The sequence below is a fragment of the Sphingomonas sp. CBMAI 2297 genome (assembly GCF_029870595.1).
Taxonomy (GTDB): domain Bacteria; phylum Pseudomonadota; class Alphaproteobacteria; order Sphingomonadales; family Sphingomonadaceae; genus Sphingomonas.
Map to the genome: position 1 here is coordinate 1 of NZ_JAPDIR010000012.1, position 26,280 is coordinate 26,280.

General features: G+C 68.3%; 28 protein-coding genes and 1 riboswitch. Of the genes, 12 read left to right on the forward strand and 16 right to left on the reverse strand.

Annotated elements, in window-relative coordinates; genetic code table 11:
* On the forward strand, positions 1 to 738 hold a 738-nt coding region (locus OMP43_RS16220), incomplete at its 5' end, for an ATP-binding cassette domain-containing protein (protein WP_280280564.1).
* 353 nt (positions 739 to 1,091) lie between these two features.
* Positions 1,092 to 2,777: a carbamoyltransferase C-terminal domain-containing protein gene (locus OMP43_RS16225; protein ID WP_280280565.1), complete on the forward strand. Its 1,686-nt coding sequence runs from the start codon at positions 1,092 to 1,094 to the stop codon at positions 2,775 to 2,777.
* A gap of 78 nt (positions 2,778 to 2,855) precedes the next feature.
* On the opposite strand, the gene OMP43_RS16230 is transcribed toward OMP43_RS16225, so the two are convergent.
* Positions 2,856 to 3,281 carry an organic hydroperoxide resistance protein gene (locus OMP43_RS16230; RefSeq protein WP_280280566.1) on the reverse strand — a complete coding sequence of 142 codons (426 nt, stop codon included), beginning with the start codon at positions 3,279 to 3,281 and terminating at the stop codon, positions 2,856 to 2,858.
* Positions 3,282 to 3,419: 138 nt separating this feature from the next.
* Here OMP43_RS16230 and OMP43_RS16235 point away from each other — a divergent pair, with 138 nt between their 5' ends.
* Together OMP43_RS16235 and OMP43_RS16240 are read left to right on the forward strand one after the other, a co-directional pair.
* Entirely contained in the window at positions 3,420 to 3,857 is a 438-nt protein-coding gene (locus tag OMP43_RS16235; RefSeq protein ID WP_280280567.1) for a MarR family transcriptional regulator, read from the forward strand.
* 476 nt (positions 3,858 to 4,333) lie between these two features.
* Positions 4,334 to 5,503, forward strand: a complete 1,170-nt coding sequence (locus tag OMP43_RS16240) for a saccharopine dehydrogenase NADP-binding domain-containing protein (RefSeq protein ID WP_280280568.1) — start codon at positions 4,334 to 4,336, stop codon at positions 5,501 to 5,503.
* On the opposite strand, the gene OMP43_RS16245 is transcribed toward OMP43_RS16240, so the two are convergent.
* Entirely contained in the window at positions 5,504 to 5,776 is a 273-nt protein-coding gene (locus OMP43_RS16245; RefSeq protein ID WP_280280569.1) for a hypothetical protein, read from the reverse strand.
* 186 nt (positions 5,777 to 5,962) lie between these two features.
* Positions 5,963 to 8,194 carry a ribonuclease R gene (rnr, locus tag OMP43_RS16250; RefSeq protein WP_280280570.1) on the reverse strand — a complete coding sequence of 744 codons (2,232 nt, stop codon included), beginning with the start codon at positions 8,192 to 8,194 and terminating at the stop codon, positions 5,963 to 5,965.
* A 53-nt stretch (positions 8,195 to 8,247) separates the two neighbouring features.
* Here rnr and glpD point away from each other — a divergent pair, with 53 nt between their 5' ends.
* From glpD to OMP43_RS16265, 3 genes are read left to right on the forward strand one after another with little or no spacing between them, the layout of a single operon-like run.
* Complete coding sequence (gene glpD / locus OMP43_RS16255) at positions 8,248 to 9,696, forward strand: glycerol-3-phosphate dehydrogenase (protein ID WP_280280571.1); 1,449 nt, start codon at positions 8,248 to 8,250, stop codon at positions 9,694 to 9,696.
* Positions 9,693 to 10,040: a hypothetical protein gene (locus tag OMP43_RS16260; RefSeq protein WP_280280572.1), complete on the forward strand. Its 348-nt coding sequence runs from the start codon at positions 9,693 to 9,695 to the stop codon at positions 10,038 to 10,040. The genes glpD and OMP43_RS16260 overlap by 4 nt, the downstream gene beginning before the upstream one ends.
* Before the next feature lie 47 nt (positions 10,041 to 10,087).
* Entirely contained in the window at positions 10,088 to 10,420 is a 333-nt protein-coding gene (locus OMP43_RS16265; protein WP_280280573.1) for a PilZ domain-containing protein, read from the forward strand.
* 88 nt (positions 10,421 to 10,508) lie between these two features.
* On the opposite strand, the gene OMP43_RS16270 is transcribed toward OMP43_RS16265, so the two are convergent.
* The 4 genes from OMP43_RS16270 to OMP43_RS16285 all read right to left on the reverse strand — a co-directional run bounded on the left by OMP43_RS16270 (position 10,509) and on the right by OMP43_RS16285 (position 14,374).
* Positions 10,509 to 11,510, reverse strand: coding sequence for a pectinesterase family protein (locus OMP43_RS16270; protein ID WP_280280574.1), 1,002 nt, complete (start codon positions 11,508 to 11,510; stop codon positions 10,509 to 10,511).
* On the reverse strand, positions 11,507 to 12,100 hold the full coding sequence (locus OMP43_RS16275; protein WP_280280575.1) for a hypothetical protein: 594 nt from the start codon (positions 12,098 to 12,100) through the stop codon (positions 11,507 to 11,509). Before OMP43_RS16275 ends, OMP43_RS16270 begins: the two co-directional genes overlap by 4 nt.
* Positions 12,101 to 12,178: 78 nt before the next feature.
* Positions 12,179 to 12,781, reverse strand: a complete 603-nt coding sequence (locus OMP43_RS16280; protein WP_280280576.1) for a TIGR02466 family protein — start codon at positions 12,779 to 12,781, stop codon at positions 12,179 to 12,181.
* Between the two features lie 60 nt (positions 12,782 to 12,841).
* Entirely contained in the window at positions 12,842 to 14,374 is a 1,533-nt protein-coding gene (locus OMP43_RS16285) for an aminoacyl--tRNA ligase-related protein (protein WP_280280577.1), read from the reverse strand.
* 248 nt (positions 14,375 to 14,622) lie between these two features.
* Here OMP43_RS16285 and OMP43_RS16290 point away from each other — a divergent pair, with 248 nt between their 5' ends.
* From OMP43_RS16290 to OMP43_RS16300, 3 genes are all read left to right on the forward strand, one after another.
* Positions 14,623 to 15,306 (forward strand): hypothetical protein, encoded by a 684-nt coding sequence (locus OMP43_RS16290; protein ID WP_280280578.1) that lies wholly within the window; start codon positions 14,623 to 14,625, stop codon positions 15,304 to 15,306.
* Between the two features lie 114 nt (positions 15,307 to 15,420).
* The gene (locus tag OMP43_RS16295; protein WP_280280579.1) at positions 15,421 to 16,311 is read left to right on the forward strand and encodes a DMT family transporter; all 891 of its coding nucleotides are present in this window, start codon (positions 15,421 to 15,423) and stop codon (positions 16,309 to 16,311) included.
* Between the two features lie 134 nt (positions 16,312 to 16,445).
* On the forward strand, positions 16,446 to 16,865 hold the full coding sequence (locus tag OMP43_RS16300; RefSeq protein WP_280280580.1) for a hypothetical protein: 420 nt from the start codon (positions 16,446 to 16,448) through the stop codon (positions 16,863 to 16,865).
* 19 nt (positions 16,866 to 16,884) lie between these two features.
* Here the strand turns inward: OMP43_RS16300 and OMP43_RS16305 are convergent, their stop codons facing one another.
* A complete protein-coding gene (locus OMP43_RS16305; RefSeq protein WP_280280582.1) occupies positions 16,885 to 17,475 on the reverse strand; it encodes a DUF938 domain-containing protein in 591 nt (196 codons plus the stop codon).
* Entirely contained in the window at positions 17,472 to 17,990 is a 519-nt protein-coding gene (locus tag OMP43_RS16310) for a CcdC protein domain-containing protein (protein ID WP_280280583.1), read from the reverse strand. Before OMP43_RS16310 ends, OMP43_RS16305 begins: the two co-directional genes overlap by 4 nt.
* Positions 17,991 to 18,122: 132 nt before the next feature.
* On the opposite strand from OMP43_RS16310, the gene OMP43_RS16315 reads away from it, so the two are divergent.
* Positions 18,123 to 18,596 carry an isoprenylcysteine carboxylmethyltransferase family protein gene (locus OMP43_RS16315; RefSeq protein WP_280280584.1) on the forward strand — a complete coding sequence of 158 codons (474 nt, stop codon included), beginning with the start codon at positions 18,123 to 18,125 and terminating at the stop codon, positions 18,594 to 18,596.
* A gap of 13 nt (positions 18,597 to 18,609) precedes the next feature.
* Here the strand turns inward: OMP43_RS16315 and OMP43_RS16320 are convergent, their stop codons facing one another.
* The 7 genes from OMP43_RS16320 to OMP43_RS16350 all read right to left on the reverse strand — a co-directional run bounded on the left by OMP43_RS16320 (position 18,610) and on the right by OMP43_RS16350 (position 25,218).
* A complete protein-coding gene (locus tag OMP43_RS16320) occupies positions 18,610 to 18,942 on the reverse strand; it encodes a tail fiber protein (protein ID WP_280280585.1) in 333 nt (110 codons plus the stop codon).
* Between the two features lie 175 nt (positions 18,943 to 19,117).
* The gene (gene gcvPB, locus OMP43_RS16325; RefSeq protein WP_280280586.1) at positions 19,118 to 20,692 is read right to left on the reverse strand and encodes an aminomethyl-transferring glycine dehydrogenase subunit GcvPB; all 1,575 of its coding nucleotides are present in this window, start codon (positions 20,690 to 20,692) and stop codon (positions 19,118 to 19,120) included.
* A complete protein-coding gene (gene gcvPA / locus OMP43_RS16330; protein ID WP_280280587.1) occupies positions 20,689 to 22,047 on the reverse strand; it encodes an aminomethyl-transferring glycine dehydrogenase subunit GcvPA in 1,359 nt (452 codons plus the stop codon). Before gcvPA ends, gcvPB begins: the two co-directional genes overlap by 4 nt.
* Before the next feature lie 2 nt (positions 22,048 to 22,049).
* Complete coding sequence (locus OMP43_RS16335) at positions 22,050 to 22,532, reverse strand: hypothetical protein (RefSeq protein ID WP_280280588.1); 483 nt, start codon at positions 22,530 to 22,532, stop codon at positions 22,050 to 22,052.
* A gap of 14 nt (positions 22,533 to 22,546) precedes the next feature.
* Positions 22,547 to 22,918 (reverse strand): glycine cleavage system protein GcvH, encoded by a 372-nt coding sequence (gcvH, locus tag OMP43_RS16340; RefSeq protein WP_086131087.1) that lies wholly within the window; start codon positions 22,916 to 22,918, stop codon positions 22,547 to 22,549.
* Positions 22,918 to 24,054 carry a glycine cleavage system aminomethyltransferase GcvT gene (gcvT, locus tag OMP43_RS16345; RefSeq protein WP_280280703.1) on the reverse strand — a complete coding sequence of 379 codons (1,137 nt, stop codon included), beginning with the start codon at positions 24,052 to 24,054 and terminating at the stop codon, positions 22,918 to 22,920. Before gcvT ends, gcvH begins: the two co-directional genes overlap by 1 nt.
* 186 nt (positions 24,055 to 24,240) lie before the next feature.
* Positions 24,241 to 24,378: riboswitch (glycine riboswitch) on the reverse strand.
* A 192-nt stretch (positions 24,379 to 24,570) separates the two neighbouring features.
* Positions 24,571 to 25,218, reverse strand: a complete 648-nt coding sequence (locus OMP43_RS16350; protein ID WP_280280589.1) for a hypothetical protein — start codon at positions 25,216 to 25,218, stop codon at positions 24,571 to 24,573.
* A gap of 108 nt (positions 25,219 to 25,326) precedes the next feature.
* Here OMP43_RS16350 and ispH point away from each other — a divergent pair, with 108 nt between their 5' ends.
* Entirely contained in the window at positions 25,327 to 26,280 is a 954-nt protein-coding gene (gene ispH, locus OMP43_RS16355; RefSeq protein WP_280280590.1) for a 4-hydroxy-3-methylbut-2-enyl diphosphate reductase, read from the forward strand.

Consider the following 26,280-nt stretch of genomic DNA (forward strand, 5'->3'; position numbering starts at 1 on the left):
CAGGGCGCGCTCGCCTTCGACCGGGTCACCTTCCGCTATCCCACCCGCCCGGACAGCGCCGCGCTCACCGATTTCTCGCTCGACGTCCGCCCCGGCGAGACGGTGGCGGTGGTCGGCCCCTCGGGCGCCGGCAAGTCGACGCTGTTCCAGCTGCTCCAGCGCTTCTACGATCCCGATGCCGGCGAAGTCCGTGTCGACGGCGTACCGGTCCGGGCAGCCGATCCGGCCGATATCCGGGCGCGCATGGCGATGGTGCCGCAGGAGACGGTGATCTTCGGCGCCTCGGCCCGCGACAATCTGCGCTACGGCGCCTGGGATGCCACCGACGACCAGATCTGGGCCGCCGCCGGCGCCGCCAATGCCGCCGATTTCCTGCGCGACCTGCCCCAGGGGCTCGACACCTTCCTCGGCGAAGGCGGCGCGCGCCTGTCCGGCGGGCAGCGCCAGCGCGTCGCCATCGCCCGCGCGCTGCTCCGCGACGCCCCCATCCTGCTGCTCGACGAAGCCACGTCCGCGCTGGATGCCGAGAGCGAGCGCCTCGTCCAGGACGCGCTCGAGCGGCTGATGGCAAACCGCACCACGCTCGTCATCGCCCATCGCCTCGCCACGGTGCGCGCCGCCGGCCGGATCATCGTGATGGACGAGGGCCGCATCGTCGAGACCGGCAGCCATGCCGAACTGGTCGCGAAGGGCGGCCTCTACGCCCGGCTGGCCGCGCTGCAGTTTCACGAAGCCTGACCCGCGCCAGGGCGAGAACCCAGACAGGCCCTTGAAACCCACCCGTCATCCCCGCGCAGGTGGGATCCAGGATAGTGCGGGACGATCGAAGCAATCACGCGCATGCTTGCCGGAACCGGCATAGCGAACCTCGCGCCCCTGGCCCCTGGCCCCTGGCCCCTGGCCCCTGGCCCCTGGCCCTCCGCCTGCGCGGGGATGACGGGGAAAGGAAGCCGGGATGACGAGGAAGGGATAGCGGGGATGACGAGGAAGGAACATGAGTCCCCAGCCTGGCCCCGCGGCGGATCGAACCACGCTTTCCACATCCGATCCGGTCTGCTTCACTCGCCGCGGGGAGAGGGTTCGGGGCAGAAATGGGAAAACCGGTTTACGTCCTCGGCACGGGGCTGTCGCACAATGGCTCGGCGGTGCTGCTGCGGAACGGCCAGGTCGCGGTCGGGATCGAGAAGGAACGGCTCACGCGCCGCAAGCATGACGGCGGCAACGACAGCGACGCGATTCGCTATTGCCTGGATGCCGAGGGGATCGCGCTTGCGGACATCGCCCTGGTCGTCCAGTCCGCCAATTTCGACGTGCCGCCCCGGGCCCGCTTCCATGGTCCCCGCCTGTTCGCGGACGATGCCCATCCGCCGATCGCCACCATCTCCCACCATCTCGCCCATGCCTGGAGCGCGGCCGGCACCAGCCCGTTCGGCAGCTGCGCGATCCTGGTGGTGGACGGCTGCGGCAGCCCGCTTGCGCAATGCACCGACCTGGCCGGCGCCGCCCTGCCGGACGATCTCACCGGCCCCGATGCGCCGATGTGGTGCGAGAAGGACAGCTTCTATCGCTTCGACGGCCGCCGCATGACGCCGCTCGTCAAGGATTTCAGCCCGCTCGACCGCACCGCCGGTCGCTTCCGCATGAACGCCACCCGCCACTCGATCGGCGGCTTCTATTCGGCGGTAAGCCATTATGTCTTCGGCAATCTCGACGATGTCGGCAAGCTGATGGGCCTGGCTCCTTATGGCCGCCCCGGCGCGGTGGATGCCGCCGCCTTCGAGATGCGCGAGGGCCGCATCTTCGTCGCCGATGCGTGGAAGGCGGCGCTCGATCGCCCCGCCTCCGGCCAGGACGCCTTCCGCGCGGACTTCCAATATTATGCCGACATCGCCTTCTGGGCGCAGCGCCAGGTGGAGGCGGCGATCGCCGCGCTGTTCCAGAACCGGCTCGCCCGCTTCCCCGCGAGCCAGGTCTGCTATGCCGGCGGCGTCGCGCTCAACGCCGTCGCCAATGCGCGGCTGCTCGAGGACGGCGTGGTCGACCGACTCTATATGGAGCCCGCCGCCGGCGACAACGGCATCGCGCTCGGCTGCGCCTATCATGGCTGGATCGAGCTGCTCGGCCAGGAAAAGGCGCCGCATGACGGCGGCACCTGCTTCGGCCGCGCCTATGGCCCCGCGGCGATCGACGCGGCCCTGGCCGATGCGCCGGGCGACTGGGAGATCAGCCGGCCCGAAACGCTCGCCCCGCAAGTCGCCGCCCTGCTCGCCGAGGGCAGGACGGTCGGCTGGTTCCGGGACGGCAGCGAATTCGGCCCCCGCGCGCTCGGCCGCCGCTCGATCCTCGCCCATCCGGGCTGGCCGGGCATGGGCGACCATATCAACGCCAACATCAAGTTCCGCGAGGATTTCCGCCCCTTCGCGCCCGCCGTGCTGCCCGAGCACGCCGCCCGCTGCTTCGAATCCGGCCGCGACAGCCCGTATATGATCCTGGTCGATCGCACCCGCGCCGAACTGGCCGGGGCGCTGCGCAACGTCACCCATGTCGACGGCACCGCGCGTGTCCAGACGGTGCAGCGCGACTGGAACCCCGAATTCGCGGCGCTGCTCGACGCGTTCCATGCGCGGACCGGCATTCCCGTGCTGCTCAACACCAGCTTCAACCGGCGCGGCATGCCGATGGTCGAGCGCCCGGAGGAAGCCGTCGCGCTGTTCGCCGAGACGGCGCTCGACGCGCTCGTCCTGCAGGACGTGCTGGTGCGCAAGCGGACCGGCTGATCCCGATCGGCTGCCGGCCCGGAGCGGCACGGAGGCTCCATGCCCGGCGGACCGGCAGCGATCGGACCAGGCACCGCCTCAGGCGATCGTCAGCCCCACATCGAGGTTGTTGCGCGTCGCGTTCGAATAGGGGCAGATCTGGTGCGCGGCCTGGACGAGCTTCTCGGCGTCGGCGCGCTCCACGCCGGGTAGGCCGACTTCCAGATCGGCGGTGATGCCGAAGCCGCCCGCCGCGCGCGGGCCGATGCCCACCGTCGCGGTCACGCTGGTCTCGGCCGGGACCTTGATCTTGAGCTGCATGCCCGCGACCTTCAGCGCGCCGATGAAACAGGCCGAATAGCCGGCTGCGAACAGCTGCTCGGGGTTGGTCCCCTCGCCGCCCGCGCCGCCCAGCTCCTTCGGCGTCGAGAGCCTGGCGACGAAGCGCCCGTCCTCGCTGCGGGCCTCGCCGTCGCGGCCGCCGGTGGCCGTGGCGCGGGTGCGGTACTTTACGTCAACCGACATGCTCGATCTCCTCATTCTTAGTTCGCGATATCGTTTATCGCGATACTATTCAGCTAATGCGCGAGTCGGGCCTTGTCCAGCGAATTCGTTATCGCGATATGGTTTTTGATGCTATCGGCCCCGGCCAAGGAGACGAACATGCCCGCCGCGATGCCCCTCGACGATCAGCTCTGCTTCTCGCTCTATGCGACGAGCATGGCGATCACCCGTGCCTATAAGCCGATGCTCGATCGGCTCGGCATCACCTACCCGCAATATCTGGTGCTCCATGCGCTGTGGGAGCAGGACGGCCGCACCGTGGGCGCGATCGCCGACCGGCTGGCGCTCGAATCGAGCACGGTGACGCCGCTGGTGAAGCGGCTGGAAGCGGCGGGCTTCGTCACGCGCGAGCGCAATCCGCAGGACGAGCGCCAGGTCCAGGTGCGCCTCACCGATCGCGGCCGCCACATGCGCGAGGAATGCGGGTGCCTGGCGGAGGAACTGCTGGTCCGCTCGGGGATGCGCGGCGAGGACCTGGGGGCGCTCAACCGCGAAGTGAAGACGCTGTGGAACGCGCTGCGCGAGACGCGGGACTAGGCAGGCGGAAGAACCGGCCTCGCACACGGCGTCACCCTGAACTCGTTTGGCGCTTATCCCGTAAGGACAAGTATATCCCATTCCGTCATCCCCGCGCAGGCGGGGATGACGGCTATCGGGCACGCCTTGTCCCATGGGGATAAACTTGTCCCATGGGGATAAACTTGTCCCGCGGGGATAAACGCCAACTTGTTTCAGGGTCCAACGCCCCACAAGCGACATCCGTCGCGGCACCTTGGATGCTGAAACGAGTTCAGCATGACGAAGAAGCGCCGAATGGCCGACACGCCACGTCAATCACCATACCGCCTCTTCCAATGTTGGAATTTCCCTGCTTCACTGGAACCGTCACTCGCCGCGTCGCTTCGGAAGCCGGGCAGGCCCCCCGCTCTCCCATGCGTGCATGCGAGTGCGCCAAGAGATTCAATGAATCGTTCAACCGGCCGGTTGAGCGTCGAGGAGCAGGAAACGGGCAGATGGCAGACCGCGAGTTCGATATCATCGTCTATGGCGCCACCGGCTTCACCGGCCGCCTCGTCGCCGAATATCTCGCCGGCCATTATCCGGACGTGAAATGGGCGATGGCCGGGCGCTCGCTCACCAAGCTGCAGGAGGTCCGCGACGCGATCGGCGCGCCGGCATCCACGCCGCTGCTCGCCGCCAATGCCGATGATCCCGCCAGCCTGAAGGCGATGGTGGCCCGCGCCACGGTGGTGATCACCACGGTGGGCCCTTATCAGCTCCATGGCGAGGCGCTGCTCGCCGCCTGTGTCGAGACCGGCACCGCCTATGTCGATCTGTGCGGCGAACCGGCCTGGATGGGCCAGATGATCCGCAAGTACGAAGATGCCGCCAAGGCCAGCGGCGCGCGCATCGTCTTCTCCTGCGGCTTCGATTCGATCCCCTTCGATCTCGGCGTGTGGACCGTGCAGCAGGCGGCGATCGCCCGCTTCGGCAAGCCGGCGCCGCGGGTGAAGGGCCGGGTACGGGCGATGAAGGGCACTTTCTCGGGCGGCACCTTCGCCAGCGGCAAGGCCTCGATGGCGGCGGCGGCCAGGGATCCCGCGATCCTCAAGCTGATGCTCGATCCCTTCGCGCTCACGCCGGGCTTCGAGGGGCCGGCCCAGCCGAACGGCATGGTCCCCTATCATGACGAAGCGGTCGACGCCTGGGTCGCGCCCTTCATGATGGCGGTGATCAACACCAAGAACGTCCATCGCTCGAACTTCCTGGCCGGCCAGCCCTATGGCGCGGATTTCCGCTATGACGAGATGCTGGTCGTTCCCGGGCTGGGCGAGATCGGCAAGGCGGCGGCGGAAGCGCTGGCCAAGGTCAATCCGATGGCGGCGGACAAGGGCCCGGCACCGGGCGAAGGGCCGAGCAAGGAAGAGCGCGAGACCGGCTTCTACGACCTCGCCTTCGTGGCGGAGATGCCCGACGGGCAGCGCCTTTCCGCCACGGTGAAGGGCGACCGGGATCCCGGCTATGGCTCGACGAGCAAGATGATCGCCGAGAGCGCGCTCTGCCTGATCGAGGATGTGCCCGAAGCGGGCAAGGGCGGCATCTGGACGGCGGGCAGCCTGATGGCCGCGCCGCTGGCCAGGCGGCTCGAGGCGCATGCCGGCCTCAGCTTCGCGGTCGACTGATCAGTAGAACAGCATGCCGACCCCGGCGATGGCGAGGCAGAGGACGATCACCACCGGCACCATGATCGCCCGGGTCCGGTCCAGCTGCTTCCGGAACGCGGGCAGGTCGAACCAGTAGCGACCGGCTTCCGCCTCATGGACAAGGCCGGCGCCGCGCATGCGCTCGAACTGGGTCCGTTCGATCCGGTCCTGCGGCACGAAGGAGACCGCCTCCTCGGCGGTCACCGCGTGCTGGGCGAAGAAATGCGCGCGGATCCGCTGCCGCGCGCGCATGGCCAACGCCCCGATGGAGACCGGAGCATGGGAACGGAACATCATCGGGACGCCGCCGATATGCCCCGCGCCGTTGTGGCAGCGCGTGCCGGGACGAAGAGGACGGGCGTCGACATCGGGTCGGTTCCCCCGGAATATGAGGATGCGAACATAAACCCCTGCGCTCGCCGGTTCAATCGTCCTCGCTCAGCGGCTCTTGTGCCGGATGTTGGGCGGCCGGCCGCGGCGCTTGATCGGGCGGGGGCGCCCCTTGCCGCGATCCCTGGCAAAGGCGGACGGGCCGGCCGAGCCCTTGCCGTCGGGCAGCTCGAAGCGGAGCGCGCCGGAGACGGGATTGGCCTCCACCAGCCGGAGGCGGAGGCGCTGCCCCAGGGTGAACGCCTCCCCGCTCTCGTCGCCCACCAGCCGCTGCCCGGCTTCGTCGTAGCGGAAATATTCGGTGCCGAGGTCCCGCGCCGCCACCAGCCCGTCGCCGCCCACGCCGTCGACGGTGGCGAAGAAGCCGAAGCTCTGCACCCCGGTGATCCGCGCCTCCAGCACCTCGCCGACATGGTTGGCGAGATAGGCGGCGACATAGCGGTCGATCGTCTCCCGTTCGGCTTCCATTGCCCGGCGCTCGAGATTGGAGATGCTCTCGCCGATCCGCTCCATCCCGGCGGCTTCCTCGGCGGTGAGCCCGCCGGGGCCGAGTGCATAGGCCTCGACCAGCGCCCGGTGGACGATCAGATCGGCATAGCGGCGGATCGGCGAAGTGAAATGGGCATAGCTGCCGAGCGACAGGCCGAAATGGCCGTGATTGGCGGGGCCGTAATAGGCCTGGGTCTGCGTCCGCAGCACCTGCTGCATCACCTGCTCGCGGAAATCGCTCTCCCCCACCCGCTCCAGGATGCGGTTGAAGGTGGCCGGCTTGATCACCTGGCCCAGCGCGAACTCGATGCCGAAGGTCTTGAGATATTCCCGCAGCGCGACGAGCTTCTCGCGGGCCGGCGGCTCGTGGATGCGGTACATCACCGGCGCCTTCTTCGCCTCCAGCGCCTTGGCCGCGGCGACGTTCGCCGCGATCATATAGTCCTCGATCAGCTTATGGGCATCGAGCCGCTCGCGCGGCGCCACCGAAAGGATGCGGCCCATCTCGTCGAGCACGATCCGCCGCTCGGGCAGATCGAGGTCGAGCGGCTCGCGCTTGTCGCGCGCCTTGTTGAGCGCCGCCCAGCAGCCCCAGAGCGGCCGCAGCGCGGTCTCGGTCAGCGGATGCTCCAGCTTCCCGTCGATCGCCGCCTGGGCGTCTTCATAGGCGATGTTCGCCGCGATGCTCACCACGGCGCGGGTGAAGCGCCAGCTCTTCAGCTCGCCGTGCCTGCCGATCTGGAGGTGACAGGCGAGCGCCGCCCGGTCCTCGCCCTGCTTCAGGGAACAGACCTCGGCCGAGAGGATCTCGGGCAGCATCGGCACGACGCGATCGGGGAAATAGACCGAGTTGCCGCGCTTGCGCGCCTCGCGGTCCAGCTCGGAGCCGGGGCGGACATAGAAGCTGACATCGGCGATCGCGACCACCGCTTTCCAGCCGCCTTCGTTCTTCGGGTCGTCGTCGGGCGCGGCCCATACCGCGTCGTCATGGTCGCGGGCATCCGCCGGGTCGATCGCGACGATCGGCAGGTGGCGAAGATCCTCGCGCTTGCCGAGATCGAGGCGGGACACCCGCTCGGCCTCGTCGAGAAGATCCTCCGAGAAGACATTGGGGATCGAATGCCGGTGGATCGCGATCAGCGAGAAGCTGCGCGGGGCGAAGGGATCGCCCAGCACCTCGACCACCTTGGCGGTGATCCGCGGCGGCCGACCCGCCTTTTCGGCGAGGACGAGATCGCCCGATTCGGCGCCGCCGGCATCGGAGACGGGCCAGTTGCGCCGCTCCTTCTTCTCCACGCCCTGCAGCCAGAGCCGCCCGGCCTCTTCCTTGAGCACGCCGAGCATCAGCTCCTCGCCGCGGGCGAGCTTCTTCATCGGATGGGCGATCCAGCCGTTGCCGGCCTCTTCGGTGCGGGCGAGGATGCGATCGCCCACGCCCAGCGCCGAGCGCTTGCCGCGCGCCTCGCGGACCCGCAGGCGGGGCACAGGCACGCCCTCGGCCTCCCAGCGCTCGGGCACCGCCCAGGTCGTGTCGCCATCGGCATCGGTGATGCGCAGCACGGTGACCTTGGGCACGCCGCCCATCTTGTGAAAGGCGCGGCCCGGGGCGACGTCGATCAGCCCCTCGTCGCTCATGTCCTTGAGCAATGCCTTGAGGAGGATCTTGTCCTGCCCGTGCAGCCCAAAGGCCTTGGCGATCTCGCGCTTGCCCGCCGGGGTATCGGAATTGGTGATGAAATCGAGAATCTGCTGCCGCGTGGGCAGCCCTGCTTTGATTTTGGTTTTTGCCATTGACCCCCAAGATAGGGACTCGCGGAGCAACTGCCAACGCCGTAACCTCGGGCGTGGCTTATGACCTGCTCATCACCGGCGGCGGGATCAACGGGTGCGCGATCGCCCGTGAGGCCTCGCTGCTCGGGCTCGAGGTGCTGCTCGTCGAGAAGGACGACCTGGCCAGCCATACCAGCTCGGCCTCGACCAAGCTGATCCATGGCGGGCTGCGCTATCTCGAGAGCTACGAGTTCCGCCTGGTCCGCGAGGCGCTGCACGAGCGCGAGCGGCTGCTGGAGGCGGCCCCCCACCTGATCCGCCCGCTCACCTTCGTGCTGCCCCATGCCCATGCGGTGCGGCCGTGGTGGATGGTCCGGCTCGGCCTCTATCTCTACGATGCGCTGGCGGTGGGCGGCAATTCCACCCTGCCCCGCTCGCGCGGCCTGCGCGCCAGGGACAAGGCCTTCACCGATCCGCTGGCCGGCACCCATCGCGGCTTCGTCTATTCGGACTGCCGGGTGGACGATGCCCGCCTCACCCTGGCCAACGCGCTCGACGCCGCCCATCACGGCGCCGAAATCGCGACGCGGGCCGAACTGCTGGCCGCCCGGCGCGAAGGCGGGGCCTGGCGTGCCGAGCTCTCCGACGGGCGCACCGTCGAGGCGCGCGGGCTGGTCAATGCGGCCGGCCCCTGGGTGCGGCACCTCCTCGACAAGCTGGCTATTGCTAATCATTCGCGGATCCGGCTGGTCAAGGGCAGCCATATCGTGGTGCCCAGGCTGTACGACGGCGACCATGCCTATATCCTCCAGCAGCCCGACCGGCGGATCGTCTTCGCCATTCCCTATGAAGGCGGCTTCACCGAAATCGGCACCACCGACATCCCGGTCGACCGGCCCGAGGACGCGATATGCTCGCAGGAGGAGCGGGCCTATCTCTGCGAGGCGGTGAACCGTTATTTCACCCGCCAGATCACCTCCGCGGACATCGTCTGGAGCTGGTCCGGCGTGCGGCCGCTGCACGATGACGGCGCCGCCCGGGCCCAGTCGGTGACGCGCGACTATGTGCTCGAGCTCGACGAGAACGGCCCGCCCCTGCTCTCGGTCTTCGGCGGCAAGATCACCACGGCGCGGGCACTGGCCGAGGAAGCGCTGGCGAAGATCGGGCCGCCCCTCGGCGCCAAGGTCGAGCCGGTGACGCGGGCCCGCGTCTTCCCGGGCGGCGCGATCGCCGATTTCGACAGGTTCGTCGCCACCGTCAGGACGCGCTGGCCGTTCCTGGGCGATGCCCGGGCCGAGCGCATGGCCCATGCCTATGGCTGCAACCTGGCCGACATGCTGCGCGACCGGACCGAGCTGGGCGAGGACCTGGGCGCCGGGCTCACCGCCACCGAGATACGCTGGATGCGCGACCATGAATGGGCCCGCACCGCCGACGACGTGCTGTGGCGGCGCAGCAAGCTGGGGCTGCATGCCGGGCCGGAGCTGGCCGAACGCGTGACCAGGGTGCTGGAGGAGAAATGATCGCCACCCTGCTGGCCATGGCCCTGGCCGGCGGCCCTCCGATGCTCTGCCGCACCGTCCATGGCCGGCTGTTCGCCTCGAACGGCAATCCGGCGGTGCGCATCTGGGTGGTGGGCACGAAGCGCATTCTCGGCATCGATGCCGATGAGGATCTGTCGCTCGACCAATTGCCGGCCAATGTCCGCGGGCTCTGGTTGCCGACCGGCAATCTGTTCAACGCCAGCGTCTGTGGCGACTTCCGCGTCTGCGCCCGGAAGCCGCAACGGCCCGGCGCGATGCAAATGGTGGTCATCACCCGCGCCAGCCGCCTCTACCTTGAGCGCCACCCCTTAGGATCGCCTTAAGTGCTTGTTAAACCGTCCGCGGCAGGGTCGCATCGGGGCGGAGAGAGATGGCGACCAAATTCTCGCAATATCGGACCGTGACTCCCGCGCTCGTCGAACAGCGCGCGGCGACGCGTCACCGTATCCTCGTCACTCGCGCCACCGTGACGAAGCGCGGCAACAAGCCGGTCGAGGCGATGCTCCACGATCTCTCGGTCTATGGCTGCCGCCTCGCCTGCGCGGCCCCGCACCGCGCGGGCGACAAGGTATGGCTCAGCCTGCGCGACGACCTGCCCGTGCCGGCGACCATCGTCTGGAACGACGGGGCGCATATCGGCTGCCGGTTCGATGATCCGATCGAGCGGAGCCTGGTGCGCCAGCTAACCCTGGTGATCCGCTAAGCCTGTATTTCCAGCATTCCAAAGAGCGGCCGGCCGATTCCCGGCGCAACCACGGAAACAGACGCAATCCTACATTGCAAGTTCCCGCCTAGAACCCGATCACATTGGCCCGGGTGAAGCGCTTCGCCGCCTCCGCCGTCAGCAGCCGCCGATCGGCTCCGGCGGGCCCCGCGCCCGGCCCGGCGCTCGCGAATTCCCACAGCCGCGCCTCGGGCGGGGTCAGGCGGCGCGGCTCGCCGTCGGGCCCCTTGTAGCCCATCCAGGTCCAGCCCTGGCGGCGGACATGGGCGTCCATCCAGCAATGGAGGAACGCCGCCTGGCCGGTGAGCGCCATGTTGCCGCCGGCACGCCAGGGGCGGCCGAGCCAGGTCGAGCCATCCGGCACCTCCGCTTCGCGGCGGAGGCGGCAACGGGAAAATACCAGGCCGAATTCCTGCGAGGCCGGGGTGCTGGGCGCGGCGACATAGCCGAAGCCATCTGCGTTCGGGACATAGCGCGTGACGAGCTCGCAACGCTCGAACCAGGCCGCGCCGCCGCCGAAGATGAAGTCCACTCCGCCGACGATGCGGCTATCGGCGACCAGGGTGCGGGCCTGGAGGTAGAAGCTGTCCTGATAGCCGAGCAGCACGCAGCGATCGATGGTGGTGCGGTCGGCCTCGCGGCCCACCGCCAGCGCCACTGCCTGCGCGCCGTTGCCGGCGCCGTCGCGCCGCGCGCCGATATAGTCGAAGCTGTTGGCGATGGTGAGGCCGCGCAGCGTCACGCCGGGCGCCGCGATGGTGAGCGTCCCCGATCCGCCGGTCCCCCAGCTGCCGCCGCCAGGCTTCGCCGTGCCGGCCGCGGTGCCATATTGGAGGATCGTGCCGGGACTGCCCTGGAGAGTGAGGCCGGGCGCGCGCACCGTCAGCTTCTCGGTGAAGATGCCGGGCCCGAGCAGGATGCGAAAGGGGCGCCCCGCCCGTTCGGCCCGCGCCAGCGCGGCGGCGAGCGTGCCGGTGGCGGGATCGACCACCGCATCCCAGGGCGCGCCAGCCCGCGCCGCCACCGGCAGCATCAGCGCGCCGGCGAGCAAGGTGCGCCGCGCGATCATCCGCCGCCGCTTCCCCGCGCGCTCCCGTGCCCGGCCGGGAGCGCGCACCCGGCGGAACCGGCCAGGGGCCGCAGGCTGTGGAGAAGCCGGTCGAGCGCCATCGGATATTGGCTGCGCCTTCGATCGCTCCGATAGAAGCTCAGATAGGCTGCGAAGGGCTGCCCTCGAAACACGAAGAACAGCGCGATGGTTTCCTCGCCCGGCTCGTTGGCATCGTCCGTCCACCTTGCCGCGACGGCTCTCGCGATGCCCGTGGCCGATGGATAGGAGACGGTGCGCGTCGAGGAGAATGGATTTGCCCGCCGCCGCAGCGCCATCAACTCCTCGATCGATTTCGCCTCGGCGGATCGCCGGCCGATCGCCAGCGTCGCAATTCCCTTTGGCAGGGTCTGCAGCGAAACGGGGCGTTCCCCGGGCGGCGCGGAGACGAGCAGGGGAATGGGATTTCCCGCCACGACTTTCCATCCGGCCGGCACCTGGAAGCTGTAGCAGCTGCCCTTGTCGACGAGCTTGCCGGTTGCCGTGACGTCATAGCCCTGCGCCGAAGCGGAGGTCACCAACAGGCTCAGCACAAGGGCAGGAAGTTGCATGACCGCGCTCCCGGTAGCGATGCCGTTCGGCTCTCCGAAATATATCCTGGCCGTTCCGCGTCACCAGGCGGACGCCCATCATCCCCAGCGATAGTTGAAGCTGATGCTGATCCGCGGCGCCCTGCCCGAGCCGGGAGGAACCTCGTGGCGCAGCCAGCTTTCCCACAACAGCACCGTGCCGGGTTCGGGCAGGATCTCGACAAAGCCCTGCATTGCCTCCGGCGCGTCTTCGAGGCGCGGCGGCGCCGCCATCATCATGGCATGGCGCGGATCCTCCAGCTTGAGGCCCCGCGAACCCTTGGGCAGCACGACATAGAGCGTGCCGGAAACGGCGCCGTGCGGATGGATGTGCGCGCCATGCCCGCCCTTGCCGTCGAGCACGTTCACCCAGAGGCTGTCGAGCTTGAGCTTCCTGCCCTGCAGATCGAAGGCGCAGGCCCTGGCGAATTTCGCGACATGCCGGTCGAGCAGACGCTTGAGATCCGCGAAATTGGGGTCGCGGATCGGCAGGTCGTCGAGCGAGGCATAGCTGGTATAGCCGCGATACCCATGCTCGCGGCACCAGCGGCGGCCGGCCATGTCGTCCTCGGCCAGCTGGAGGCACGACTGCTCCAGCGCCCCCAGGAGATCGGGATCGCCGAGCGGCTGCTCGTAGAGCAGGGTGGCGAAGAGCGTGCGCATCAGGCCGTCATCCCGGCGAAAGCCGGGGTGACGGGCAGGGTCCGGACGACGGTCGGGCGTTCAATATGCACGCGCCACCAGGATGCGCTCGACCGCGGGCGCGCCGGTGAAGATGCAGGCGCCGGTGGCGGGCGTCGCATCGTTCGGCACGTTGCGGAAGGTGAGCTTCAGCGCCTTCAACCGCTCGACCACCTTGTCGAGATCGGCGCCGCCCGGCCTGGCCCATTCGACCTCTACCCAGCCGGGGAACTTGCCCGCGCCCTCGAAATAAGCCTCGAGCCCCGCAAAATCGGTCACGTCGCGGACGATGTTCGCATCGGTGCGCGCCCTGGCTTCGTCGTACAGCGCCTTCTGCACGGCTTCGAGCTGGCCGACCGCATCGGCGAGAAAGGCGTCGCGCCCGACAATGGCCGAGTTGAGCTTGCCGTCCTCCTTGTAGAGATCGGTGCGGAGAATGACCGAGACGTTGCCGCCCGCCATGTCGCGCCCGCCGACCTCGACGACGAGCGGCGCGCCCTTCTTGATCCAGCCCCAGCGCTTGGTGACCGCCTTGGCGGCACGCAGGTCGAGCAGCGCGCGGACCGGCTCGCCGAACGCATGTTGCTTCGACAGTTCCTGCTGGATGCCCTTGCAATAGTCGATCAGCGCGGCGTCCTCGTCATTGTCGCGCAGCATCGGCACTATCACCACCTGCCAGGGCGCGATGCGCGGCGGCACGCGCAGGCCGTCATCGTCGCCATGCGTCATGATCAGCCCGCCGATCATGCGAGTCGACATGCCCCAGCTCGTCGTCTGGGCCAGCTCGAGCTGGCCTTCCGAATTCTGGAACTTGATGTCCTGCGCGCTCGAGAAAGTGGTGCCGAGGAAGTGCGAGGTGCCCGCCTGGAGCGCCTTGCCGTCCTGCATCATTGCCTCGATGCTGTAGGTCGAGACCGCGCCGGGGAAGCGCTCATTCTCGGGCTTCTCGCCGGCGATCACCGGCATCGCCACGCATTCCTCGGCGAAGCTGCGATAGACTTCGAGCATCTTCATCGTCTCTTCGCGCGCTTCCTCAACGCTGGCATGGGCGGTGTGCCCTTCCTGCCAGAGGAACTCGGCGGTGCGCAGGAACATGCGGGTGCGCATCTCCCAGCGGACGACGTTCGCCCATTGGTTGATCAGCACGGGCAGGTCGCGCCACGACTGGATCCAGCGGCTGAACGCGGCGCCGATCACCGTCTCCGACGTGGGGCGCACGACCAGCGGCTCCTCCAGCTTCGCCTCGGGATCGGGGATCATCCTGCCGTCCTTGTGGATCAGCCGGTGATGGGTGACGACCGCCATCTCCTTGGCGAAGCCGTCGACATGCTCGGCCTCCTTCTCGAAATAGGAGAGCGGGATGAACAGCGGGAAATAGCAATTCTCGTGGCCGGTCGCCTTGATGCGATCGTCGAGCAGGCGCTGGATCCGCTCCCAGATGCCATAGCCCCACGGCCGGATGACCATGCAGCCGCGCACGCCGCTCTCCTCGGCCATGTCGGCCTCGGTGATGACGGTCTGATACCATTCGGCGAAATTGGCTTCGCGGGTGACGTTGAGCGCATGCTTGATCATGGCCGTGCCTCTAAATGCGTGGCCGGCCCGCCGCAAGCGAGCCGATGTTCAACCTTATGGTTGCGCGATTCGTTGAATCGCTTGACACTCCCCGCAAGCGCGCGGCGGCGCAGCGGGGCATGGCGGGCGGCGAAGCCCGCCCGCATGGCAGTGCCAGCGAAAATCCTACATTGCCAGTGGCACGGCTGCTCGGCCAGTGGCAGGGCTGCTCGGCCAGGAACCGGGCGAACGGTTCGAGGGATGCGTGGATGATGGGCAGGCGTTGGCGGATCGTGGCGCTGGGGGTGGTGGCGCTCGGGCTGGCGGCGATGGCGATCACCCAGCTGCCGCGCACCGGGCCGCGAAATCCCCTCACCGATCCGGCCGCGGTGGAGCGCGAGCTGCTTGCCGACCGTCCCGGCGGGCTGTTGAGCGCGACGATCAAGCAGACCTTCCCGGAGGAGTTCGAAGCGCTCAAGGCAGTGGTGGCCGAGCGCGCGCGGGCGGGCGGCGGGCCGCAGGACATCCAGCAGGCGGCAGGCACCTTCGTCAGCGAGGCGACGCGGCGTCACCGCGCCGGCTTGGCCCAGGCGCCGGCACCGCGGCTGCGCGCCTATCTGGCAGCGGAGACCGCGCTGGCGGGCAAGCTCGCGGCGACCTCGCCCGAGCGGTGCGACGCCTATTTCGCCGATCCGCTCGACGATGCCGCCTGGTTCGCGCCGGACCTGCGCGAACTCTATCTCCGGCAGAACATCGCGCTGTGGGAGGCCGCGGCGGCGGCACGCGACCATCCCGCCGGCCGGGCGGTCAACCCGGCGGAAGCGAAACCGGCGGCGTCGTGCGACGCGGGGCTGGCCGCGCTCGCGGCGGTCGCGGCGCTGCCCCCGGCACAGTTCGAGCAGGTCTATCCGTCGATGCTTTGGGTCGAGAACCCGACCCGGCCCTTGCGATGATTTCGGCCATCCCCGCGCGGGCGGGGATCCGGGGCTTGCCGATTGCGGCTTGACCCAGGGTTGCCGCCGGCGCGCCCCTGCCGCAAAGGCTCCGGCGTGCAGGGCGATCAGATATTGAAGGGCATCTTGCTGCGATTGTTCGCGGTCGCCTGCCTCGCAACCATGTCGGCGCTGATCAAGCTGGCCGAGATGCGCGGCGCCGGGCTGGTCGAGACGATGTTCCACCGCCAGCTCTGGGCGGTGCCGCTGGTGACCGCATGGGTGGCGGCGGGCCCCGGCCTGGGATCGATCCGGACGCGGCGCTTCGGCGCGCACGTCTCGCGCACCGCGGTGGGGCTGACCGGCATGGTCTTCACCTTCGGCGCGGTGCTGCTGCTGCCGCTGGCCGAGGCGGTGACCTTCCAGTTCACCGTGCCGATCTTCGCGACGATCCTGGGCGCGGTGCTGCTCAAGGAGCCGACCGGCCGGCACCGCTGGGGCGCGGTGATCGCGGGGTTCGCCGGCGTGCTGATCGTCGCGCAGCCGGGGAGCACGCACATCCCCGCTTTCGGGGCGATGGTGGGGCTGCTCGCCGCGCTGTTCGTGGCGATCGTGGCGATCCTGCTGCGCCAGATCGGCAAGACCGAGGCGGCGGGGACGACGGTGTTCTGGTTCTCGGTCCTTTCCGTGCCGGTGCTGGCGATCCCCTATGCCTTCGCGTTCAAGGCGCATGACCCGGTGACCTGGGCGATGCTGGTCGGGATCGGGCTGATCGGCGGCGTCGGCCAGCTGGCGCTGACCGGGTCGGTGAAGCACGCGCCGGTGAGCGCGGTGGTGCCGATGGACTATTCCAGCCTGATCTGGGGCACGCTCTATGGCTGGGCGATCTTCGGCATGTGGCCGAGCGCCTGGACCTGGCTGGGGGCGCCGGTGATCATCGCGAGCGGGCTCTACATCGTGTGGCGCGAGCGGCGGCGCGGAATCCCGGATCCGGCCGTGACCAGCGCGGAGATGGAGCCGGTGTGATCCCGCCGCTCCCCTCCCCGGAAGGGACGGGCCAGGACAGATCGACATTTGGTGGCCGGGGGCTTTCCTGTTCCCCGGCAAAGGCCGGGGCCGGGGCCCGGTCTCGATGCACCGGGCCGGGCACGGTATGGACCATGTTCCTGGTCAACCGCGGCGCCATTTCTCCACTTGCATGGCAGGCGGGCCGTCAGCTTTCAGTCAGATCGGCCATGCGAGGCCCGATGGATCGACCTGAACAACAGATATCCACCCATCAAGAAAACGCCGATCATCCACAGGCCGGTCACCGCCAAAATCGATTTGCCTGCGAGAGAAGCCTCGGACCATTTTCCGATGAACGGGCCGATCAAAATCGCTGGAGCAAGCGCCAGAAGAAAGAGCTTCGCTTCATTGCGCTCGGATCGCCGCAAACCATGAAAGCGATCGCCAACTGTCTTGCCATGAAACTGATCGCGAAGGGCGTCTTCCTCGCGCTTCGTCCATCGGCCGAGGATATGTCGAACTCTCATGGGCAATCTGCTCTCATGGTCGGCGCGATGGCCGGCCATCCGTAATACCCGCAAATGGCCGTTTTCAAGCGCCGCGCCCCTTGCGATAGACCCGGATGATATTGTTGGCGGGCATCTCGACCAACCGGGCGGGCTCAAATTCGCGAGCCATCGCTTCATGATCGACCTCTTCCAGATGACGCAGGCCCCACGCCGGATTACGAGAGCGCAGGTCGATGTCGAAGGCGAGGTTGCTGGGTGCGGTCTCCACGGTATCGCGGAAATAGGGGCCGTAGAGGATCAACGGCGCGCCCGGGCCCAGCGCCCTGCCCGCCCCCGCCAGCAGCCCGAGCGTGGCTTCCCAGGGGCTGATATGGACCATGTTGACGCACAGGATCGCATCCGCCGCCGGGAAAGCGGCCGAGGCCGCATCGATCTCCAGCGGCGGGCGGACATTGGCCAGCCCCGCGCACCAGTCCGCGATCGAGGCCAGCGCATCGGCATCGGGATCGCTGGGCTGCCAGATCAGCCCGGGAAAGCGCCCGGCGAAGAAGGCGCAATGCTCGCCGCTGCCGCTGGCGATCTCGAGGACATGGCCGGAAGCCGGCAGCTCCTCCGCCAGCACCGCGGCGATCGGATCGCGATTCCGCGCGGCAGCCGGGGCGTGGCGCCTCATCCGGCGCGCGCCTGCTCGAGCAGGCGGCGGGCGCGCAGGAACATCTCCACCCGCTGCAGCGTCAGCATGCCGAGCGCGAAGGCGATCAGCACATCGGTCATCGCCATCACGTCGAAATGCACGCCGGGAATGCCGAGCGTCTCGGCATTGCGGGCAAGCGAGCGGATGAGGACGAGCGCGAGGATGAACGCCATCGCGGCGAGCGAGCCCCGCTGCGAGATCTCGTGCGTCTCCGGATTCACCGTGATCTGCATCATCCGGCCGCGCTGCCAGCCGAGCGCGGCGCCGGCGAGCAGGGCGGCGGCGGCCGCCGCCCAGGTCATCGGCGCGGGCGGGATGTTCCAGAAGGTGAAGCCAGTGATCGCCAGGTAGAGCGCGGGCACGATCCACAGCCGCTCGATCCGCAGCGGCCGCTCGCGGGTGAGCCGGCGGAAGCGCAGCGCGAGCACCACCAGGATGATCGCGATCGGGATGAGCTGATAGAGCGGATTGGGATGAATGGGCTGCGCGTGCATCGATGAGACCCCCGGAAGACTTGCAAGTGATCTATATAAGTAATACAGTAATTATGCCAGCCGAACTGGATGGCAAAGGCAAGAGGATTGCGCATGCGGCCACGCCGGTCCATCAGGGCGCCCGGAGGGTTCATGGACGTCGATCACGATAGCGCGGGGGTGAAGTTCGCGCCGCCTGCCGCTTTCCTTGGCATGCTGGTGGTGGGCCTGGCGCTGGGCAAGCTGCTGGGCAGCCCCGGACTGCCGCTCGCCCATTCGACCGAGCGCGGCCTGGGCTCGCTGGCGACGCTGCTCGGCGTGGGAATCGTGCTTTCCGCCCTGGGCCTGCTCCGCGCCGCGGGCACCGATCCCAAGCCGTGGAAGCGCTCCACCACGCTCGTCACCGACGGCGTATATCGCTGGTCGCGCAATCCGATGTATTTCGGCATGGCGCTGGCCTATGCGGGCGTGGCGATCTGGATGGACAGCCTGGTCGCCCTGCTGCTGCTCATCCCGCTGATCCTCGTGATCCAGCGCGAAGTGATCGAGCGCGAGGAGAGCTATCTCGCGCGCAAGTTCGGCGAGCGCTATCTCAGCTACAAGTCCGCCGTCCGCCGCTGGATCTGAGCGCCCCCGGCGCTCAGGGGTGCCGGGGATAGTCGCCGCGCATCGCGATGCAATAGCGCAGCTGCTTCTGCTGGTCGGTCGCCGCGGCGGGGATCGCCTTGCGCAGGTCGGGCAGGGCGAAGTTCGTCTTGCCGTCGCCGCCATAGCTGTTGCCGAGCAGCGTGTAGAGCACGTCATAGCCGCGAACGGGCAGGAGCCGGCCATCGGCTTCGACCCAGTCCTCGGGGCAGTAGCGGGCGGAGAAGAGCATGATCTCGCCGACAAAGGGGTCGTTGCCCGCATAAGCCGGCATCGGCGCGGCAAGCGTAGCGGTGGCGATGGCAGCGGCGAGCAGCGCGGTCTTCATGTCGGTTTCCCCCTTGTCCGTTTCGGCGCACGCTGCCCCGGCGGCATGCGACAAGGCAAACCGCATTTGCACGGTTCCGGGGCTATCGCGCTGTGACATAAAGAAAAAGGCCGGAGCATCGCGCCCCGGCCTTTCGCTGTTCAGCCCTGCCCCGAGGGGAAGGAGATGTCGCGGACTATTCCGCCGCTTCGGCCGCGGCCGGCGCCTTCCACGCCAGCACCGGCTTGCGCGCGGCGAGCGTCTCGTCGAGGCGGCGGCGCGGCGCGAAGTGCGGCGCGGTGCGGATCGTCGGGTCGCCGTTCTTGGCACGGGCAGCCACGCTGCGGAACGCGCCGATGAACTGGTCGAGCGTCGCCTTGCTCTCGGTCTCGGTCGGCTCCACCAGCATCGCGCCGTGCACGACGAGCGGGAAATACACCGTCATCGGGTGATAGCCCTCGTCGATCAGCCCCTTGGCGATGTCGATCGTCGACAGGCCCTCGGGCAGGCCCTTATCCGAGAAGATCGCCTCGTGCATGCACGGGCCGAACTTGGCGAAGGGCGCGTCGAGCACGTCCTCCATCGAGCGCAAGATATAGTTGGCGTTGAGCACCGAATCCTCGGCGACCTGGCGCAGGCCATCGGCGCCGTGGCTGAGGATATAGGTCAGCGCGCGGGTGAACATGCCCATCTGGCCGTTGAAGGCGGTCATGCGGCCGAAGGTGCCGGCATGATGCTCGCCCGCGGTCTCTTCCTCGACGAGATGGAACTTGTCGCCCTGCTTCTCGACGAAGGGCAGCGGCGCATAGGGCGCCAGCGCCGCCGACAGCACGACCGGGCCCGAGCCCGGGCCGCCGCCGCCATGCGGAGTCGAGAAGGTCTTGTGCAGGTTGATATGCATCGCATCGACGCCGAGATCGCCCGGGCGGACCCGGCCGACGATCGCATTGAAATTGGCGCCGTCGCAATAGACATAGCCGCCCGCCGCATGCACCGCGTCCGAAATCGCCTTCATGTCGCGCTCGAACAGGCCACAGGTGTTGGGGTTGGTGATCATCACGCCGGCGATGTCCGGACCCAGCCGCGCCTTTAGCGCTTCGAGGTCGACACGGCCGTCCTCGGTGGCGGGGATGTCCTCGACCGAGAAGCCGGCGAACGCCGCCGTTGCCGGGTTGGTGCCGTGGGCGCTGGTCGGCACGAGCAGGATCTTGCGGTCCTGCTGGCCCTGCGCGTCGAGCGCCGAGCGGATCGCGAGGATGCCGCACAGCTCGCCATGCGCGCCGGCCTTGGGGCTCATCGCCACCGCCTGCATGCCGGTGAGCGTGATCAGCCAGTGCGCGAGCTGGTCGATGACTTCCAGCGCGCCCTGCACCGTGTCGACGGGTGCGAGCGGGTGGATGTCGGCGAAGCCCGGCAGGCGGGCCATGCGCTCGTTGAGGCGCGGATTGTGCTTCATCGTGCACGAGCCGAGCGGGAACAGGCCCAGGTCGATCGCGTAGTTCTGGCGCGACAGGCGGGTGTAATGGCGCACCGTCTCGGGCTCGGACAGGCCGGGCAGGCCGATCTCGGCGTCACGGGTGAGGCCGCCAAGGCGCGAGGGCGCAGCGGGGGCTTCGCCGAAGTCGACGCCGGTGGTCTGCGACGAGCCGATCTCGAAGATCAGCGCTTCCTCGAGCATCAGCGCGCGGTTGCCGGTGAAGGTCGAAAGGTTACCCGCCTCGCCCGCTTCGGGGGTGGTGGGGCGCCAGCCGGACTGGTTGATCGTGCTCATGCCAGCACCTCCTGGAGCGCGGAGGCAAGCGTCTCGACGTCCTCCGATGTAGTGGTTTCGGTGACCGCGACGATCAGGCCGTTGGCGAGCGCGTCGGCCCCCGGATAGAGGCGGCCGAGCGACACGCCGGCGAGGATGCCCTGGTCCGCAAGCGTGCGGACGACCGGGCGGGCTTCCTTCGACAGCTTCAGCGTGAACTCGTTGAAGAAGGTCGGCGTGACCAGCTCGACGCCCGGCACCTGGGCCAGGCGGTCGGCGGCGGCCGCGGCGCCGGCATGGTTGATCGCCGCGAGCTGGCGCAGGCCCTTTTCGCCGAGCAGCGTCATGTGCACCGACATGGCGAGCGCGCACAGCACCGAGCTGGTGCAGATGTTCGACGTCGCCTTCTCGCGGCGGATATGCTGCTCGCGTGTGGAGAGGGTCAGCACATAGCCGCGCTTGCCCTCGGCATCCTGGGTCTCGCCGCAGAGCCGGCCCGGCATCTGGCGGACCAGCTTTTCCGAGCAGGCGAACAGGCCGACATAGGGGCCGCCGAACTGGAGGCCGACGCCGAGCGACTGGCCCTCGCCCACCACGATGTCCGCGCCCATCTCGCCCGGCGCCTTGATCGCGCCGAGCGCCACCGGCTCGGTGACGACGGCGACGAGCAGCGCCTTCTTCGCATGCGCAGCTTCGGCGAGCTTGGACAGGTCGGCGATGCGGCCGAGAATGTCCGGATACTGGACGACGACGCAGCTGGTGTCGTCGTCGATCCGGGCGATCAGGTCATCGGTGTCCGGCGTGGGGCTCAGCGTCGGCAGCGCCGTGACGAGCTGGTCGCCGGTGAACTTGGCCATGGTCTCGGCGACCGAGACATAATGCGGGTGCAGCCCGCCCGAGAGGATCGCCTTGCCGCGCTTGGTGACGCGGCGTGCCATGGTGATGGCTTCCCAGCACGCGGTCGAACCGTCGTACATCGAGGCGTTGGCCACGTCGCAGCCGAGCAGGCGCGCGATCTGCGACTGGAACTCGAACATCATCTGCAGCGTGCCCTGCGCGATTTCCGGCTGATAGGGCGTGTAGGCGGTGAGGAACTCGCCGCGCTGGATGATGTGGTCGACCGAGGCCGGCACATGGTGACGATAGGCGCCGGCGCCGAGGAAGAAGGGCGCTGCCCCTGCCGCCAGGTTCTTGGCGGCGAGCTTCGTCATGTGCCGTTCGACCGCGAGCTCGCTGGCATGCATCGGCAGGCCGGCGATCGGGCCGTCGAGCACCGCCGAGGCGGGCACGTCGGCGAAGAGATCGTCGATCGACTTGGCGCCGATGACGCCGAGCATCGCCTCGCGATCGGGCTGGGTAAGGGGCAGGTAGCGCATGTTTACCTTCTCGATGAATTTACAGGTGCGCCCTCGGACTCGGTCCAGACGCGGATATCGGTGGGTTTGATGCCGTAGGAATGATCGGAATCGGGTATGCCGTTGCAGCCATCCTTCGCGATGGTGCCGGTCATGATGACGTAGCTGTTCTGCAGCGGCTCGGCCTTATCGACGAATGCGTCATCCGCCGCATCCTCCGCCTTGAACCCGAGTGGCGAGAACCGGTTAACGCTCTGTTGTGCCCGCTTCGCGGCGTCACTGAGCGCGTTGCTACCGCTTAGCGCCTGAAGATTCGCCCACGCGCTCGCATACGCACTCCAACTCGCCTTATGCGGGGCAAGGAAGCAGCCGTCGCGCGTACATTCGCCCAGATATCCCATCGCCTGGACAGGCTTGGCCTTGTACGCTGCACAATTGGCGAGAATGTCCGCGACCTTGACCTGCGGTGCGGCAGCGCCGCACCCTGTTGCCAGGAGCAGGATCAAGGCCAGCGCATTCCTCACAGCTTCGAGACGTATTCCTGGTACGCGCTGTCGTTCATCAGGCTTTCCAGCTCGCCCGGATCGGCGAGGGTGAGCTTGAAGAACCAGCCTTCGCCCTCGGGGTCCTCATTGACCAGCGCGGGATTGTCGGCGAGCTCGGCATTGCCCTCGATCACCGTGCCCGAGACCGGCGCGTACACGTCGGACGCGGCCTTGACCGACTCCACGACGGCGGCATCGTCGCCCTTCGACACTTGCTTGCCCTCGTCCGGCACCTCGACGAACACGATGTCGCCGAGCTGGCTCTGGGCATATTCGGTGATGCCGACAGTGGCGGTGTCGCCGTCGACGTCGACCCACTCATGGTCCTCGGTGAAATAGCGGCTCATCAGGCTCCCTTTCTGACGTAACGATGGGGGACGAAGGGCATCTTCACGACCTCCGCCGAATGGATCTTGCCGCGCTGGGCAAGGGTGATCTTCGTGCCCGGCTCCGCGCTGGCGGCCGGCACATAGGCCATGGCGATCGGCTGCTGCAGCGTCGGCGCGAAGCCGCCCGAGGTGACCTTGCCGACCTCGTTGCCGTCGGCGTCGAGAACCAGGCCGCCCTCGCGGACCGGCTGGCGCCCCTCGACGACCAGGCCGACGCGCTTGAGGATCGAGCCGTTCTCGCGCTCGAGCATGATGCGCGCATGGCCGGGAAAGCCGCCTTCCTCGCGGCGGCGCTTCTTGAGCGCGAAGCCCAGGGCGGCGGCGACCGGCGTGGTCTCGGTATCGAGATCATGGCCATAGAGCGGCAGATCGGCTTCCAGGCGCAGCGAATCGCGGGCGCCGAGGCCGATCGGCTTCACTTCCGGCTGGGCGGTGATCGCATCGGCCAGCGCCTCGGCACCGTCGACGGGAACCGAGATCTCGAAGCCGTCCTCGCCGGTATAGCCCGAGCGGCTGACCCACAGGTCATGGCCCTGCCACGCGAAGGGCGCGCCCTGCATGAAGACGAGCGCGGAGACGCCGGGGATCACGCGCTCCAGCGCGGCGGCCGCTTCCGGCCCCTGGAGCGCGAGCAGGGCATGGTCCTCCATATGGTTCATGCCGATCTCGTCGGGCAGGAACTCGCGGAAATGGGCGATGTCGTCCCATTTGCAGGCGCCGTTGACGACCATATAGACTTCGCCCTCGGCAAGGCGGGTCAGCATCAGATCGTCCAGGATGCCGCCATTCTCGGCCATCAGCAGCGAATAGACCGGGTGCGAAAGTTTCGCGGCCTGGATGTCCGCGGGCATCAGCGCCTCGAGCGCGGCCTCGACGCCGTCGCCGGTGAAGGTCAGCTGGCCCATATGGCTGACGTCGAACAGCCCGGCATGCGCGCGCACCCAGAGATGCTCGGCCATGATGCCCTCATATTGGACGGGCATCTCATAGCCGGCGAAGGGAACCATGCGGCCGCTCCGGGCGCGGTGCCACTGGTCGAGCGGAAGCAGGCGAAGCTCCTCGGTGCCCTCCCCGCCTTCGGGATCGCCGCTCATGGGCTGGTCCTGGACTTGCTGGCTCATCGCGGCACTCCGGATTCGAGAGGGATTCGACGAAGCGGCGCGGAATCCTCGCGCACCGTTCCATCGCCCCCTCTGTCACGGAACCTGAGAGCTTTCGCCAGTCGCCTGGCTTACCCCTTCGGTGGGACGTGGCCGGGCCGCGTCCGCTTTCCAGAGTGTCGTGCCCGCGCGGTCCCTGGTGCCTGAGAGATTCCGGGGCGGTTGCTCCTTCGGCGGTGGGATTTCTTGCTATTCCAATCGAACCGCCAGCACGCTGGCTACGATTGGAACGGCCCCACACTCTCCCGCGCGTGCCTGTCGACGGGCGCAGCCTTGGCCGTGGGGATGATTCGAGTCAACGACCAAAACGTCCCGAGACTCCCCTCCCTGGAAGGGAGGGGCTGGGGGTGAGTCGAATGCTCGCAATACGGAAAGGCCCGGCGATACGGCGCCGTATCACCAGGCCTCCACCCACCCCTCGATCCCCTCCCTTGCCGGGAGGGGAGGAAGTCACCGCGTGACGTTGTACTTCAGCTGGTCCTCGGTCAGCTGGAAGCCGACCAGCGCCTCGAACGTGGCCGAGAGCACCGCGCCGCGGATCGAGGGATCGGCCAGCGGGTCCATCGCCGCAGCCTGCTCGCCGGCCTTGCGCTTCTCGGTGAGGCGCTTGCGGACCTCGTCGGGCAGCGTCGCGGCGGCGCGATCGACATAGGTGGTGGCGGTGCCGCTGGTCTGCGCGCGCAGCTGGCCCGGCTCGAAATGCACGGTGACGCGGTTGATCCGCTTGGCGACCACCGACGTGCCGCCACGCACCACCGTCACGAAATAGGGGAAGCTCACGTCGCGCGGGCCGTCGGCGCTCTGGCGGCGCGCCAGCACGTCGAAATTGACGGTGGTGACGACCTGGGGGCCGGCATCGTCGCACGTCGAGGTGACGTTGGTCATCACCGCGTTGACGTCGATCGCGCTGGCCTCGCGGCTGGTCGCCGGGTTGAAGATGGTCATGTCGCCCGTGCCCGCGGGAATCGCGACGTGCGGGCAGGCCGAGCGCACCGCCGTGACGCCGGCACCGCCGCCATTGGCATCGATTTCGCCGGTGCGGCTGCAGGCGCCGAGCGCGAGCGGGATCAGAGCGAAAACGGCGAGGTTGCGGACCAAGACGGAAACCCTTTCAAACACACGGGACCAGATGGGGTCCAAAACGGCGCGCACCATAGGAACCGCGTTGAGCCCGCGCAAGCAATCGCGTAGGTGCGAGGCGGAACTATGGCAGACCCTGTAAAACCCTTCCTCGAGCTGCTGATCGCAGCACCCCGCGGCTTCTGCGCCGGAGTCGACCGTGCCATTCGCATCGTCGAGCTGGCGATCGAGAAATATGGCGCGCCCGTCTATGTGCGCCACGAGATCGTGCACAACAAATATGTGGTCGACAGCCTGAAGGCCAAGGGCGCGATCTTCGTCGAGGAGCTCGACCAGGTGCCCGACGACGTGCCGGTGGTGTTCTCGGCGCATGGCGTGCCCAAGGCGGTGCCCGCCAAGGCGGAGGAGCGCGGGCTCGAATATCTCGACGCCACCTGCCCGCTCGTCTCCAAGGTCCATCGCCAGGCCGAGCGGCTGGTCGCCGCCGGGCGGCACATATTGTTCATCGGCCATGCCGGCCATCCCGAAGTGATCGGCACCTTCGGCCAGGTGCCCATGGGGTCGATGACGCTGGTGGAAACCCCCGCCGATGCCGAGGGCGTGCGGGTCTCCGATCCCGGCAACCTCGCCTTCCTGACCCAGACCACGCTGTCGGTAGACGACACGGCGGCGACGCTGGCGGTGCTCCAGCGCCGCTTCCCGGACATACTGGCGCCCGGCCCGAACGACATCTGCTACGCGACCACCAACCGCCAGGGCGCGGTGAAGGCCATCGCCTCGTCGGTCGACCTGATGCTGATCATCGGCGGCCTGAACTCGTCCAACTCGCTCCGCCTCGTCGAGGTGGCCGAGCGGCAGGGCACCACCGCCCATCTGATCCAGCGCGCGGAGGATGTGGACTGGGACTGGCTCGCCGGGGTCGGCACGGTCGGCGTGAGCGCGGGCGCCTCGGCCCCCGAGCTGCTGGTCCGCGAGCTGGTCGACAAGCTCTCCGAGCGCTTCGAAGTGAGCGAGCGCGAAGTCGAGACGGTGCCCGAGAACGTCACCTTCAAGCTGCCGCGCGGGCTGGAAGCGGCCTGA

Excerpts from the sequence above, each read along its gene's own strand:
- OMP43_RS16225 (WP_280280565.1), top strand. The coding sequence starts at position 1,092 with ATGGGAAAACCGGTTTACGTCCTCGGCACGGGGCTGTCGCACAATGGC.
- OMP43_RS16230 (WP_280280566.1), bottom strand. The coding sequence starts at position 3,281 with ATGTCGGTTGACGTAAAGTACCGCACCCGCGCCACGGCCACCGGCGGC.
- OMP43_RS16235 (WP_280280567.1), top strand. The coding sequence starts at position 3,420 with ATGCCCGCCGCGATGCCCCTCGACGATCAGCTCTGCTTCTCGCTCTAT.
- OMP43_RS16240 (WP_280280568.1), top strand. The coding sequence starts at position 4,334 with ATGGCAGACCGCGAGTTCGATATCATCGTCTATGGCGCCACCGGCTTC.
- OMP43_RS16245 (WP_280280569.1), bottom strand. The coding sequence starts at position 5,776 with ATGCGCGCGCGGCAGCGGATCCGCGCGCATTTCTTCGCCCAGCACGCG.
- rnr (WP_280280570.1), bottom strand. The coding sequence starts at position 8,194 with ATGGCAAAAACCAAAATCAAAGCAGGGCTGCCCACGCGGCAGCAGATT.
- OMP43_RS16260 (WP_280280572.1), top strand. The coding sequence starts at position 9,693 with ATGATCGCCACCCTGCTGGCCATGGCCCTGGCCGGCGGCCCTCCGATG.
- OMP43_RS16265 (WP_280280573.1), top strand. The coding sequence starts at position 10,088 with ATGGCGACCAAATTCTCGCAATATCGGACCGTGACTCCCGCGCTCGTC.
- OMP43_RS16270 (WP_280280574.1), bottom strand. The coding sequence starts at position 11,510 with ATGATCGCGCGGCGCACCTTGCTCGCCGGCGCGCTGATGCTGCCGGTG.
- OMP43_RS16275 (WP_280280575.1), bottom strand. The coding sequence starts at position 12,100 with ATGCAACTTCCTGCCCTTGTGCTGAGCCTGTTGGTGACCTCCGCTTCG.
- OMP43_RS16280 (WP_280280576.1), bottom strand. The coding sequence starts at position 12,781 with ATGCGCACGCTCTTCGCCACCCTGCTCTACGAGCAGCCGCTCGGCGAT.
- OMP43_RS16285 (WP_280280577.1), bottom strand. The coding sequence starts at position 14,374 with ATGATCAAGCATGCGCTCAACGTCACCCGCGAAGCCAATTTCGCCGAA.
- OMP43_RS16290 (WP_280280578.1), top strand. The coding sequence starts at position 14,623 with ATGATGGGCAGGCGTTGGCGGATCGTGGCGCTGGGGGTGGTGGCGCTC.
- OMP43_RS16300 (WP_280280580.1), top strand. The coding sequence starts at position 16,446 with ATGTTCCTGGTCAACCGCGGCGCCATTTCTCCACTTGCATGGCAGGCG.
- OMP43_RS16305 (WP_280280582.1), bottom strand. The coding sequence starts at position 17,475 with ATGAGGCGCCACGCCCCGGCTGCCGCGCGGAATCGCGATCCGATCGCC.
- OMP43_RS16310 (WP_280280583.1), bottom strand. The coding sequence starts at position 17,990 with ATGCACGCGCAGCCCATTCATCCCAATCCGCTCTATCAGCTCATCCCG.
- OMP43_RS16315 (WP_280280584.1), top strand. The coding sequence starts at position 18,123 with ATGGACGTCGATCACGATAGCGCGGGGGTGAAGTTCGCGCCGCCTGCC.
- OMP43_RS16320 (WP_280280585.1), bottom strand. The coding sequence starts at position 18,942 with ATGAAGACCGCGCTGCTCGCCGCTGCCATCGCCACCGCTACGCTTGCC.
- gcvPB (WP_280280586.1), bottom strand. The coding sequence starts at position 20,692 with ATGAGCACGATCAACCAGTCCGGCTGGCGCCCCACCACCCCCGAAGCG.
- gcvPA (WP_280280587.1), bottom strand. The coding sequence starts at position 22,047 with ATGCGCTACCTGCCCCTTACCCAGCCCGATCGCGAGGCGATGCTCGGC.
- gcvH (WP_086131087.1), bottom strand. The coding sequence starts at position 22,918 with ATGAGCCGCTATTTCACCGAGGACCATGAGTGGGTCGACGTCGACGGC.
- gcvT (WP_280280703.1), bottom strand. The coding sequence starts at position 24,054 with ATGAGCGGCGATCCCGAAGGCGGGGAGGGCACCGAGGAGCTTCGCCTG.
- ispH (WP_280280590.1), top strand. The coding sequence starts at position 25,327 with ATGGCAGACCCTGTAAAACCCTTCCTCGAGCTGCTGATCGCAGCACCC.